This window comes from Megasphaera jansseni, assembly GCF_047974155.1.
In the GTDB taxonomy this organism is placed as follows: domain Bacteria; phylum Bacillota; class Negativicutes; order Veillonellales; family Megasphaeraceae; genus Megasphaera.
Map to the genome: position 1 here is coordinate 39222 of NZ_JBHYRR010000014.1, position 12764 is coordinate 51985.

Genomic DNA, 12764 nt, shown 5'->3' on the forward strand with positions numbered 1-12764 from the left:
GAAATACTATTGAAATAACCGACTTCTTCCGTCAGAAAGGATGACCTCCATGACTTATGACTATATCCATGACTTGTTGAATTTTATCCAGCACAGCCCGTCGCCATACCACACGGTCCAGGCCAGCCGGACCTATCTCGACCAGGCCGGCTTCCAGGCCCTGTCCCTGTCCGAAGCGTGGCAGCTGGAACGGGACCGCGCCTACTACATCCCCCTCTATGGTTCGGGCCTCGTCGCCTTCCGCACGGGATCCGATGTGCGCCGCCACCTGCGCCTGAGCGCGGCCCATACGGATTTCCCCTGCCTGCGCCTGAAATACCGGCCGGAAATCCGCCAGCATGGCTACCTCAAGCTGAACGCCGAAGTCTACGGCGGCCTGCTGCGCGAATCGTGGCTCGACCGTCCCCTGTCCCTGGCCGGCACGGTAGCCCTGCAGAGCCAGGATGCCTTCCAGCCGGAAATCCGCCTCGTCGACGCCGGCCGGCCGGTCCTGACCATTCCCCGCCTGGCCATCCACATGAACCGCCGGGCCAATGAAGGCGTCGAGCTCAACCCGCAGAAAGACCTGCTGCCCCTCCTGGGCCTGGACCAGCGCGGGCTGACGGACCACTTCTTCCTCGATTTCCTGTCGGAAAAATGCCACTGCCTGCCTGAAGCCATCCTGTCCTGGGACCTGACGGTCTATCCCTATGAAGCGGGCTGCCGCCTGGGCTGGCACGATGAATTCGTCTCGTCGCCGCGCCTGGATAACCTGACGTCGGTCCTGGCCTGCCTGACCGGGCTGGTCCAGGCGAACCAAGCCGACGGCCTCAACGTCGCCGCCCTCTTCGATAATGAAGAAGTCGGCAGCCAGACGAAACAGGGGGCGGACTCCCAGATCCTGCCGGACATCCTGCGCCGCATCTACCACGCCTTCGGCCTGACGGACGATGACTTCTCGGCCGACCTGGCCCGGGCCTTCATGCTCTCTGTCGATGTGGCCCACGCCATCCATCCCAACGTGCCGGAAAAATGCGACGTCACCAACCAGCCCGTCATGGGACACGGCATCGCATTGAAAATCGCCAGCAGCCAGCGCTATGCCGGTGACGCCGCCGCAGTCGCTGTCATCAAGTCCCTCTGCCGGGAAAATGATATTTCCTATCAGGTATTCATGAACCGGTCGGACATCCCCGGCGGTTCGACCCTGGGCTCCCTGCTCTCGGCCAACCTCCCCCTGCGGGCCATGGATATCGGCATCCCCATTACGGCCATGCACTCCTGCCGGGAACTGATGGGCGCTGCCGACCAGGAAAGCCTGGTCCGCCTGATAGGTGCCTTTTTTGGCCATGAATAATTTTTATTCTGTATCCTGTATACATCGTTTCGTTCTAGCAATATTTTTCCTAATTTAAATGGTATTTTGAATTCCACATTATGCAATTTCAAGCATAATATTCGCGGCAGGTTCCTAACTCTACGGTTGACGCTTTTTGTTATCCATATTATAATGACTTATGTGTATTACATTGTGTTGTACGTTATCCGAAAATGCTTGCATACAACAGAGACTTTTGTGTACAGAAAGAGTGAACGCGCATGACTTTAGGACAAGAAATTAGATATTACCGCAAGAAAAAGGGCTTAACCCAGACGGCTTTCGGTGCCCTCTTTGGCATGTCCAAACAGGCCGTCTATTCTTGGGAAACGGGCCTCTATTCGCCGGATATCTCTGTGTTATTGAAGATGGCTGACTTCTTCCAGATCCCCATCTGTATCCTCGTCGGACGGCCGGGTATGTACTGCAAAGGCAGTGAAGAACACGGCAATAATTGTGACTTCTGTGCTTCCATCACCGAAGACGACAGCCACATCATCCGGGCCATCCACGCCTTACCGCCGGAAAAACAGGAAGCCATTAAAACATTATTGAATATCAATGGCAACAAATAAAGCATTGCAAAAAGGGCTTGTCGCACGACGACAAGCCCTTTAAAGTTGTTAGTGGTTAGCAGCTGGCAAAAAGCCTTCGCGCGAGAAGCCCTTTTAAGATGATTCCTCGTGGTCAGCACCTGACGGGCTGGAAAGGCTTTGGTCCGGCCCCCACGAGCCACGGATCACTAGCCACGAGCCACTAAATCATGGTATGATGGAAGAAAAATGCAAAGGACGATGTGTGTTATGGAATCTCTTATCCGCTCGGTCTATGGCCGGGCCGATGCTGAATATGTCATCAAAAAATCCCGCTTCATCGCGACGGTCTGTGAAGTGAAGTCCGAAGACGAAGCGGCGGCCTTCATCGAGGAAATGAAAAAGAAGTACTGGGATGCCCGCCACAACTGCTCGGCCTATCAGGTCGGCCCGGACGGCCGCTTCCAGCGTTCCAGCGACGACGGCGAACCATCCGGCACCGCAGGCCGGCCTATCCTGGAGGTCCTCAAGAAACAGGGCCTGACCAATACGGCCGTCGTCGTCACCCGTTATTTCGGCGGCATCAAACTCGGTGCCAGCGGCCTCATCCGGGCTTACAGCCATGCCGCCGCCCTGGCCCTGGAAGCCGCAGATATCGCCGTCTATACGCCGTTTACGATCATGACGGCGACCGTCGCCTATCCCCTGGTCAGCACGATGGAACGCTTCGTCCCCGACCACGGCGGCACCATCACCGGCCGGGATTTCGCCGCTGACGTGACCTTCACCATGGAAGTCCCGCAAAGCGGCAGCGATGCCTTCGCCGCCAGCCTGACCGACACGACCAGCGGCCGCGTCACCTGCCGGAAAACCGGCACCATCGTCAAGCCCGTGGTTCGTGGTTAGTGGCTCGTGGTTCAGGACGGTTGCCAGAACGGATAGTTGTGGCTATCGGCCCGCTATTGGGGCTGGCGGCCTGCGACTTTCCGGTAATCCTTGGGCAGCAGGCCCGTCGTCTTCTTGAAGGCTTCGGCGAATTTGCTGCTGTTTTCATAGCCTACGCTGTTGGCGATGTGCAGGATGCTGTTATCGGTCCCGGCGAGCTGGCGCATGGCTTCGGCCATGCGCGCCTCTTTCTGGTACTGGTAAATCGTCGTGCCGCACATGTCCTTGAAGCAACGCTTGAGCGTCGTCGGCGCCATGCCATAGGCCGCGGCCAGCTCTTCGATGGTCTGGTGCCGGCAGAGATTCCGGCGCAGTTCCTTCTGGACGGCTTTGACCGTATCGGACTGGTGCCGCGTCAGGAAGGGCCGGTCCTGAATCGTCCCGGACGGCTGGGTGCCCAGGAAGAGGAGGATTTCCAGGATCTTCAGGCGGCAATAGCGCAGGTGGATAGCCTGCGGTACGTGATAGAGCTCAAAAAAGAGGTGCTTCATGGCCTCATTTTCCTGCATGATGACGCCGAAATCCGAAGCCCGGCAAAAACGGTCGCACAAGGCCTGCAGGTCCGGCCGGTCGTCTTCGAGGAGGCGGTTCAGGACGGGCTGGGCTTTTTTCCTGTCGATGAGCAGGGACAAGCCGTGATAATGAGAGATGGGAAAATACGCTGTATGGCAGTACTCACTGCAACTGCGCTTGCCGACGGACATGTCCCCTTTTCCCATATATAAAAACTCTCCGTTTTTAAAATTGCATTCAATGCGCCCTTCTTCACAGTGATTGATAGCAAAGACGCCGGGCCTGGGCCGGGCGTAGCAGGAAAATTCCTGGATATGGGCATCCATATAAGAAATAGAAATCCCCGGATATATGACGTAATTTGTCATATACGCCGAGCCTGTTTCATTTTCAATGCGTACCACCTGCCGGTCCTGATCATGGCAGAGGATGCGCATCGTCGTTTCACCACTCATGGGCAGCTCCTTTTCAGAATAGATAGGTCTGGCGCAGGGAGCGGCGTGTCTTGAGGAATCCGCTCCAGACGAAAGTCATCCGGGTCACATCGAGGGCGATGACATGAAGGACGACGGGCATAGCTGCCAGCCGCTGCGGGGTAATTCCCTTGAGGTCGGCAATACGCCGGTATTCCTTATCGCCGGGCTCGATGAAGCGCACACTGCCTTCAGCCTGCAGACCGGCCAGATGCTGGATATCCGTAAAGGCATCACAGACAGAAAAAGCGGCGTGATGATTGCGGTAGAGGTAGATGAATTTGCGTCCGCCTTCGCTGAAGAAATAAAATGTCCCCTTTTCATAGACGTATTCGATGGGCGTACCATGTACTTCCTGTCCCCATCCCGTCGACAGGACGCCGGTGTTATGGCCGGCCAGGAAGGCCTCCATAGCCTCAAGGACAGCCTTGTCCGATGATGCCTGCCGGTTTTCCCGCGCCTGGAAAGCCTGGGCAGCGCTGATCGTGTCGTCGATCCAGTTCTCCGATGAAACGAAGGCCGTCAAGTCCAGCGGCCGTCCCAGCCGGGCCTGGATAGCCGCTGCGATGCGTTCTGTATAGATATTTTGAAAGTCGTTCCACAAAAAAGCCAGCTGTTTGTGCTGCAGGGCCGGCTGCCAGACGGAAAAATGTGAAAACATGGCCTGTTTTGGCCCCATGATGAAGACGATACGTCCATAGCGGTCCCAGTCCCATTTTTCCGTATACGATGCATAGGCGCTCATACTCAGGACGCTGCCGACGAGGCAGGCAATCTGCCGGGTCTGCGCGTCGCCATCATAAATACATAAGGTATTTCCCATCGTTTCCTTCCTTTCTCGTTACCATCGGCTGCGTTTCCAAAGGGCCAGGGAATTGGCACAGGCCAGCAGGTCCGTCACGGGCAGCCGGGCCGGGCAGACCTGCTGGCAGGCCATGGACTGGCCGCACTGTTCAAAATATTGCTGCCGGTAGGCCTGGCGGAGCCGCCGGCTGTGAGGGCTGTCCCCTGTTTCCTGGGCCAGGATGCGGTACGCCTGGACGGCCGCAGCCGCCCCGGCAAAGAGGGACTGCGGCGAAGCATTGGGACAGACTTCCAGACAACAGCCGCAGAGCAGGCACCGTGCCGATTCGTAGCGGTTTTTCCAGGTCCAGGCCGACGCCGCAGCCGGATGTTCCAGCCAAATCTGCCAGTCCTTGAGGCGTTCCGACAGGACGTGGCGGTCGACGATGAGGTCGGCGACGACAGGAAACAGGCTGAGAGGCTCTAACGTAATGACCGGCCCGGACAGGCTGGACAAAAAGGTCGAACAGGCCAGGGCCGGTACACCGTCGATGACCATGGCACAGGCGCCGCACTTGCGCACGAGGCAGCTCCGCTGCCAGCGGATGGGCGCTGCCTCCTGTCCGTCCCGGTCCTTCAGGGGACTGCGGCCGTTGAGGACCGTCAGGGCCTGGGCCACAGAATCGCTGCCCTGGCCGTCATAGAGAAAATCCTGCCAGTACGCCGGGCTCTGGGCCCGTTCCTGGCGGCGGATATGAAAAATATAGGTCATACTATCCCCGTTTCTCCGGCACCGGCCGGTACGACAAGGTAATGCGCCGGCCGTCATATACGGCCAGCGTCGTCCGCAGGAAGCGGTCATCGTCGCGATGCGGAAAATCGCTGCGCCAATGGGCCCCGCGGCTTTCCTGCCGTCCCAGGGCCGATTGCAGCAGGGCCCGTCCCAGTAGCGGCAGGGTACCGGGCAAGGCGGCGATGCCGTCCAAGGCCCGGGCCAGTACCTCCCCGTTGCGGACGACGCCCAAGGCCTGGTCGAGGTGCTGCCGCAGGCAGGCCAGCCCTGCCGGAGACAGTACCGCCGGCGGCATATCGGGCCGTCCGGTCCGGGGCAGCGGCCGGTCCCGTCCCTCTTCCATCGCCGTACCAGCCGCTTTGCGGCCGCCATAGATGGCCCCGAGCAGGGAATTCCCGCCCAGGCGGTTGGCGCCATGGTACTGGCAGGCACATTCGCCGGCAGCGTACAGCTGCTTCCACGGCGTGCGATGCCATTCATCGACAGCCAGGCCGCCCATGAAATAATGGATGCCCGGTGCCACGGCGATGGGCTGACAGCGGATATCGACGCCGCCATAGAGCTGGCAGTCGGCCACCAGGCCCGACAATTTCCGGGAAAAGACGTCTTCATCCAGGCCCGTCAGATCCAGCCAGACCGTTTCGCCAGCCTGACAGTGGTACCAGATTTCCCGGGCCGTCACATCGCGGGGCATGAGGTTCCCCAGTTCCGGATATTTTTCTTCCATGAAATACCAGGGCTGCCCCTGTTTCATCACCCAAAGCCGTCCGCCTTCCCCGCGGGCCGCTTCACTGACCAGCATCCGCTTCCCGTTGCTGGCAATCGTCGTCGGATGATACTGGATGAACTCCCCATTGGCTACGGGCAGGCCCAAACGGAACAACTCGGCCGTCACGGCACCGGTATCGGCCAGCGAGCCCGTCGTACAGCCAAAGAGGCCATGAAGGCCGCCACTGGCGATGAGGACCGCCTGGGCCGGCAGGTCACACGTTTCCCCGCTCCAGGTGTCGCGCAGGCTGGCGCCGGTACAAACCGGCCCGTCGTGGAGCAGGGTCAGGAAATCATGGTGGTCCAGACGGTGTACGGCCCCTTCCACTTCATACCGGCGGACGGCGTCGATGAGGGCCGTCATGAGCTGTTTTCCCGTATCGCTCTGCGAAAAGGCCGTGCGTTTCTTCTTCTGGCCGCCGAAATAGCGCAGGTCGATCTGCCCGTCTGCCATCCGGTTGAAGGGGACGCCCAAATCGGCCAGTTCGGTTACCAGGGCCGGAGCGGCTGCCGTCATGGCCAGGACGGCATTGGGATCGGCCAGGCCGCAGGCCGCCCGCAGCGTATCGGCTCCGTGTCCGGCCGGACTATCCTCCTGCCCCTGGGTATCCAGGGCCGCGTTGATACCGCCTTCGGCCATGACTGACTGGGCCCGTTCGGACGGCAGGGAGGAACAGAGCCAGACCTGCCAGCCCTGACGGGCCGCCGTATAGGCTGCCGACAAACCGGCCAGGCCGGCCCCGATGATGACCATTTGCGGACTCATAAGTATTGCCACCTCACAAAATAAACGATGCCGGCCACGGCCGCAAACCCGCAGAAGACCAGGAGCACCAGCCTGATGCTGCGGCTCTGCCAGTCCAGCTGGGAACAGCCCAGGGCCAGGCATAAGGGTTTCAAATTCACGGCGATATGCAGGGCCAGGGCCGCGATGAGCAGAAGATGGGCCGCTAGCTTGACCGCCGTAAAGGGCAGGAGAAAATACGTCCCGTCTTCGGTCAGGCCGAACATGCCGATATGAAAGACCAGCAGGACCAGGATGGCGATCCCGCTGATCCGGCGCAGCCAAAAAGCCCGGTTCAGCCGGATATACCGGCGGGACCGGCATCGCAGGTTCCGCCAGGTCTGCCCTGTCAGGACCAGGCCGAAGCCGACATGGAGCCCCAGCAGGCCCGCCGCCAGCCAGGCCAGAAAGACCATGGGACGGCGGCTGGTACCGAGGAGCAGGAAACTGCCGCAGAGAGCATGGAGCAGGACGACGACCGTCAGGGCCGCCGCGACTAAGGTATGGATACGACGCATGACAGCCTCCTAACGCAGGACATAACTTTTATATTCATAACTACGGGCCTGAGCATCCAGGCCGTCCGGCAGGGACGCCGCCGGCACGAGGATGGCTTCATACGCCCGGGCCCGCAGGCGGGAGCGCAGGAAGACGGCTTCCAGCGGCCGCACGGTCAGTGTCACCTGCCGGCTGGCCGCCCGCCGGACCAGGGACTGGCTGTAAGCGGACAGGGCCGCGTCGTCCCTGGGAATATAAAGGACCACCGTCTGTCCGGCTAAAGGCGCAAGGCCAGCCCGGCTCTGGCTGAAGAAACGGCCGAAAGCCTGACAGGCTTTTTCCTCGTCAAACGGCGGCTGCTGGCTGTTGAGCAGCAGGACATACGAACCCGACAGCCTGCTGTCCCCTTTCGCCTGGGACCGCGGCGTAGCCCCGGCCAGGCCATCTACCGGCGATGCCAGCAAGGCCCCGGCCAGTAATACAAAGAGAACGGCGCCGCAAAGTACCTGTACCATCCGACGCCGTTGTCTGTTCCGTTCCATAACCCCACCCTGATTCAATAATAAATTTCATTATTAGTTTACCGAATCCGGCAGGTCTTGTCAATATGTCATTCCGTCAGCCCTTCATGCGCTGCATGACGGCCTGGAGTTCTTCGTGGCTCATATGCTTCATGGCTTCGGCCATGTGCCGCATGGCTTCCAGGCTGGGGCCGGCCCCGCTTTCTTTCATCTTCCGCATGGCTTCGGCCATGGCCGCCGACTTCGGCGAATCCTGGGCGGCAATGCCCTGCAGGGCCGCTGCCGTCTGGCCGGTCAGGAGATACTGCATACATTCCAGCGTCGTCTGGGTCAGGTTGACCTGCCAGAACTGGCCGGCATCGGTCAATTCGTAGAGGACGCCGTTATAGCGGACCAGGCCCTGTTCCTGCCAGCGCTGATAGAGCCAGTTCAATTCGCCCAGCCGCGGTTCCCTGGCTGCCAGGGCGCCGATATCGAGGCAGCCCTGTTCCAACTGATACTGGATGTCGTCGATGAGCGGCTGGAAAGGCGACTGGCGCAGGAGGGCCATGAAAGGCTTCTTGCCTTGGTGGACGAACATCTCGTACGGGGCAATGGCCCGGTGCAGCATCGTTTCATAGCCATCGACGTGGCCGCCGGCACCGCAGCCGAAGGGGAACATGGCCGCTCCCGACCGGGCCAGGGTATTGTAGAGGCTCCGTTCCCGCCGCGATTTGCTCCAATGGCAGATATTGAGGCGCGTATACGCCCGCTGGTCGAGATAGGTCTTGGCGGCCTGGAACATGAGGGCCTGCTGGGCCGTCGTCGCCGCCGGCGGCAGGGTCCCCTGGCGGATAGCCCGGTTCAAGGCACTGCCTTCAAAGACGTTGAGCTGGTAGAGGTCGGCGCCGTCGATGCCCGATCCGGCAAAGGTCCGGACATCGTCCATCCAGACGTCCATAGTCTGGCCGGGCAGGCCGTACATGAGGTCGATGACGACGACGCACTGGCCATAGGCCCGGAGGGCTTCCAGGCGTTCGAGGACCGTATCCCGGTCGTCGAGGCGGCCGACGGACTGGCGGACTTTCGTATCAAACGACTGGACGCCCAGGGACATGCGGTTGACGCCGTATGCCAGCCAGGTATCGATCTTTTCCGGTTCCAAATCGTGGACCCGCCCTTCCAGGGTCAGTTCGTAGTCATTGGCCAGGGGCAGGCAGTCCCGGATGGCCCCCAGGAGGCGGGCGGCATTATCTGCCGACAGGGATGTCGGCGTGCCGCCGCCGATGAAGACGGCGTGGATCAGGCTGTCCCGGAGGCGCGGTGCCTTGGCAGCCTGGCGCAGTTCCTGAACTAAACAGCGGACGTATTCGTCTTCGACGGACGGGTCCATCCCATTCTGGAAGAAACCACAATATAAACATTTTGTTTTACAAAAGGGAATGTGTATGTAGGCGGTCTGTATTTCTTTCCCTGTCGGCGGCTGGGCCATCAGGTCCTGCCAGATTTTCTGGGATTCTTCCGGGGATATCAGGCTTCCCTGGAGACCGGCATGGACGACGCGCTTCTGCGGGAACGCTCCGGTCAGGGCATCGCCGCCGTCTATGCCGAACTGTAACGCCCGCTGCTGCGGCGGCGTCTGCTCATAGAGTTGCTGGAGACTCATGGGCTCACCCCTTCCCTTCCAGGCGCTTCAGGACGGAAGCCGCGAAATCGGCGGCGGCCCGGAGATCCTGTTCATCGGGGTGGACGGCAGCCCGGGCATGGAGGGCATCGCGTTCCGGCGATTTTCCATGGGGATGGCCGGCCGGGAACTGCTTGTACATCATTTCGATGACCTTCGGGTCGACGGCGCCCTGGCAGACAAACGTCCCGACGATGGCATCCTGATCGGGCAGGAGGGCCATGCCATGTTCCAGGCACATCCTGGCGTGTTCCGACTGCGGATCTGCCCCCAGAGTGGCAAAAAGGGCGATATGTTCATTATGCAGGCCTGTCATCACCGCTTTGGCTTCTGCATTAGCCGTACCGCGGTCGACCCAATAGCCCATAAAGACGAGATCATACGCGGCCAGGTCTGCCGGCGCCTGACTGAGCGGGAGGCACGGCGTCCCCGCCGGCAGGGCGCCGGCGATGGCCCGGGCGACTTTCTCCGTATTGCCCGTGCGGGATGAGTATAAGACAAGTGTACGCATAGTATTCAGATTCTCCTTTATTGTATATTAAATGTAACTGGTACGTGGACGGTTACGGTACCGCCCGTCCCATTGGGATATGGGCAGGCGGCATAGACGGCATTGACGGCTGCCTTGGCCAGGAGGCCGCTGCTGTCGGCCGACGCGCTGACGCAGTTGCCGCCGCTGTCGAGGACGACCGTAACGGTGACCGTCCCGGTCAGGCCGCGCTTGATGGCCATGGGCGGATACGATTTATTGGCATTGACGGCTGCCCAAAAGCCATCGCTGTCAAAGGGAGCCGAGCCCGTGCCAGCAGCACCGCTGTCGCCGCTGCCCTGACCGTTACCCGATCCTTCGCCATACCCCTGGCCGTCGCCGCTGCCGGAACCGGTTCCACTGCCAGAACCGCCGCCGCTGCCACTGCCCGAGCCGGGCCCTTCACCACGGCCTTCGCCAGTCCCGGATCCATTGCCGGAACCACCGCCACTGCCGCCATCAGCAGAAACGCCAGCCGTACTGCCGCCCGTGCCCGATGTGCTGTCCGACGGGGCAGCCTGGGCAGCGGGAGCTGCCGGCGCAGCCGCTTTTTCAGCAGCGTCCGCCAGGATTGACTGGGCCTGTGCCACCTGTTCCGGCGGCGTCAGGGCGGAAGACTGGGCTGCGACCGCTGCCGTCCGCTGGGCGACTTCGCTATCCGATAATTTATCGGGAAAGAGCGCTTCCGACGAACCGCCGCCTCCCCCGCCGCCGGCATGGCCGCTGCCGGAATCGGTCAGGTCCGACGCATCGAGGTCGACGACATACATCTTTTCCTGCTCATGCTGGGCCACACTGCCCGCCAGGCCGACGGCCAGCAGGCCGGCCACGACGAGATGGACGAGGAGCGAACCGGCATACGCCCGTTTCCAAGAAATCCCTTCCATGACCGTCATCCCTTCTGCTTGGCCGCAATGGCCAGACGCTTGACACCGGCCGACTTGAGCATATCCATGACGGCCACGACCTGCCCATGGGCCGTGTCTTTATCGGCCTGAAGGATGACGGCGGCATTGGCATTGTCAGCCATATGCTTCTTCATCATATCCGAAGCTTCATCCAGCGTGACCGGCTTATTGTCCAGGGTAATGTGCCCGGCCTTGTCGACGGTCACGATGAGCGGCATCTGGGCCGGCGCCGAAGCGCTCTGGGCCTGGGGCAGCTGGACGGCCAGGGCCTTCTGGGCGACGGTCTGTAAACTGTTCATCATAAAAAACACGAGGAGGAAGAAAATGATGTCGATCATGGGGATGATCATGAACACGGGTTTCTTCTTCATCTTGACATGAGAAAACATGACCTGCGCCTCCTATGCATTTTTCCGAGCCTGCATGACCGCCATGCAGACCTTTTCCGTATCCGTAACGATGGTATCGAGCTGGTGCGAAAAATACGTATAAACGCAGAAAGCCAGGATGGCGACACAGAGGCCCGTTGCCGTAGCCACCAGGGCTTCGCCGACACCGCCTGTGACGGCTGACGCACCGGCGCCGTTGTCGAGGACGCTGAACGTGCTGATCATGCCGGTGACCGTCCCCAAGAGGCCCAGGAGCGGCGAAATAGTGACGATGGCACTGAGGTAATCGAGGTAGCGCTTGAAGCCGACGGCTTCGACACTCATCTGTTCATGAAAGGCGATTTTCATGCCCTTCGTGTCGCCGCCATGGCTCAGGCCGCTGGCTACGATACGGCTCATGGCCGTCGGGAACTTGCGGCAGAGCTGGCCCGCCGCATCCCACTGCTGCCGCTGGACCGCCTGGCTGACGCCGCTGCAGAACTGTTTGGACCCCTTACGATTCGCACGGTAATAGCCAAAGCGTTCGATAGCAATGGCCAGGGTGAAAATCGACAAGGCTAACAGCGGATACATGACGAGTCCGCCACTGTGAAATAAATGAAATGCATACTGAAGACCTTCCATGATGTGAAACACTCCTTATGTGAAATTAATTATCATATTCTTTACATGCACTATTCTATCAGCATCGCCCGTCCCTGTCTACTCCATTTCGGCCAAAATGCTCCATTCCGACAAGTTTTGGAGGGCAAAAAAGGGGCTGTCGCACGAAGGTTTCTGCCATCATGTGATGCCCCGTTTACTTTATAGTTTGTAGCACAGAGTTTGTAGTTTGCAGAGAAAAGCTTTAAATTTAAACCCATCCGCTAACAACTAACCACTAGCCACTAACAACTTGAAAGGAGCTGTCGCGATGCGACAGCTCCTTTTTTAGGGGTTGCACCTTTTCTGTAGGGGCGCCACGTGGGGCGCCCGTTCACACCAATCGGCTTACAGACATCTCAATAATCTGGGGCGGGCTCGCCACGTGCGAGCCCCTACAGGAGATGTATGAGTTCGCCACGTGCCACATGCGCCCCCTCCCTTACCGCTTACAGCCGATCTGCAAGGGCTGCTTGGCCATCTGCATCTGGCGCAGCATGACTTTGCGGTGCTGGTACATGTGCCATAACGACAGGCCCGTCAGGGCGGCCCCGAACAGGACATGGACTTTTTTAGCCCCAAAGGCCAGGGAACCGACCGTGCCGGCCAGGGCGATGGCCAGGGGAATCCCTAAAGGTAGCTGTTTCATCTTTTTTCTCCTCCTC

General features: G+C 60.0%; 15 protein-coding genes. 3 read left to right on the top strand and 12 right to left on the bottom strand.

Annotated features, from left to right (window positions below):
* The first annotated feature begins 49 nt into the window (after positions 1-49).
* The 3 genes from ACE418_RS06835 (at position 50) to ACE418_RS06845 (ending at position 2796) form a co-directional block, all read left to right on the top strand.
* Positions 50-1336: a M18 family aminopeptidase gene (locus ACE418_RS06835; RefSeq protein ID WP_416449913.1), complete on the top strand. Its 1287-nt coding sequence runs from the start codon at positions 50-52 to the stop codon at positions 1334-1336.
* 242 nt (positions 1337-1578) lie between these two features.
* Positions 1579-1932, top strand: a complete 354-nt coding sequence (locus ACE418_RS06840) for a helix-turn-helix transcriptional regulator (RefSeq protein WP_416449914.1) — start codon at positions 1579-1581, stop codon at positions 1930-1932.
* A gap of 228 nt (positions 1933-2160) precedes the next feature.
* The gene (locus tag ACE418_RS06845) at positions 2161-2796 is read left to right on the top strand and encodes a YigZ family protein (protein ID WP_416449915.1); all 636 of its coding nucleotides are present in this window, start codon (positions 2161-2163) and stop codon (positions 2794-2796) included.
* Positions 2797-2849: 53 nt separating this feature from the next.
* Here the strand turns inward: ACE418_RS06845 and ACE418_RS06850 are convergent, their stop codons facing one another.
* The 12 genes from ACE418_RS06850 to ACE418_RS06905 form a co-directional block, all read right to left on the bottom strand.
* Complete coding sequence (locus ACE418_RS06850) at positions 2850-3803, bottom strand: helix-turn-helix domain-containing protein (RefSeq protein ID WP_416449916.1); 954 nt, start codon at positions 3801-3803, stop codon at positions 2850-2852.
* A gap of 13 nt (positions 3804-3816) precedes the next feature.
* Positions 3817-4644: a pyridoxamine 5'-phosphate oxidase family protein gene (locus ACE418_RS06855; protein WP_416449917.1), complete on the bottom strand. Its 828-nt coding sequence runs from the start codon at positions 4642-4644 to the stop codon at positions 3817-3819.
* Between the two features lie 18 nt (positions 4645-4662).
* On the bottom strand, positions 4663-5376 hold the full coding sequence (locus tag ACE418_RS06860) for a 2Fe-2S iron-sulfur cluster-binding protein (protein WP_416449918.1): 714 nt from the start codon (positions 5374-5376) through the stop codon (positions 4663-4665).
* A gap of 1 nt (position 5377) precedes the next feature.
* The gene (locus tag ACE418_RS06865) at positions 5378-6931 is read right to left on the bottom strand and encodes an FAD-dependent oxidoreductase (protein ID WP_416449919.1); all 1554 of its coding nucleotides are present in this window, start codon (positions 6929-6931) and stop codon (positions 5378-5380) included.
* Entirely contained in the window at positions 6928-7467 is a 540-nt protein-coding gene (locus tag ACE418_RS06870; RefSeq protein ID WP_416449920.1) for a pilus assembly protein PilX, read from the bottom strand. The genes ACE418_RS06865 and ACE418_RS06870 overlap by 4 nt, the downstream gene beginning before the upstream one ends.
* 9 nt (positions 7468-7476) lie before the next feature.
* Positions 7477-7989, bottom strand: coding sequence for a hypothetical protein (locus ACE418_RS06875; RefSeq protein WP_416449921.1), 513 nt, complete (start codon positions 7987-7989; stop codon positions 7477-7479).
* Positions 7990-8065: 76 nt separating this feature from the next.
* Positions 8066-9613 (bottom strand): heme anaerobic degradation radical SAM methyltransferase ChuW/HutW, encoded by a 1548-nt coding sequence (gene hutW / locus ACE418_RS06880; RefSeq protein ID WP_416449922.1) that lies wholly within the window; start codon positions 9611-9613, stop codon positions 8066-8068.
* A gap of 4 nt (positions 9614-9617) precedes the next feature.
* Complete coding sequence (locus tag ACE418_RS06885) at positions 9618-10142, bottom strand: flavodoxin family protein (RefSeq protein ID WP_416449923.1); 525 nt, start codon at positions 10140-10142, stop codon at positions 9618-9620.
* Positions 10143-10159: 17 nt separating this feature from the next.
* Complete coding sequence (locus ACE418_RS06890; protein WP_416449924.1) at positions 10160-11047, bottom strand: TonB family protein; 888 nt, start codon at positions 11045-11047, stop codon at positions 10160-10162.
* A 5-nt stretch (positions 11048-11052) separates the two neighbouring features.
* Positions 11053-11457, bottom strand: a complete 405-nt coding sequence (locus ACE418_RS06895) for an ExbD/TolR family protein (protein ID WP_298586898.1) — start codon at positions 11455-11457, stop codon at positions 11053-11055.
* Between the two features lie 12 nt (positions 11458-11469).
* Complete coding sequence (locus tag ACE418_RS06900) at positions 11470-12081, bottom strand: MotA/TolQ/ExbB proton channel family protein (protein ID WP_416449925.1); 612 nt, start codon at positions 12079-12081, stop codon at positions 11470-11472.
* 460 nt (positions 12082-12541) lie between these two features.
* Complete coding sequence (locus ACE418_RS06905; RefSeq protein WP_416449926.1) at positions 12542-12748, bottom strand: hypothetical protein; 207 nt, start codon at positions 12746-12748, stop codon at positions 12542-12544.
* Positions 12749-12764: the final 16 nt, after the last annotated feature.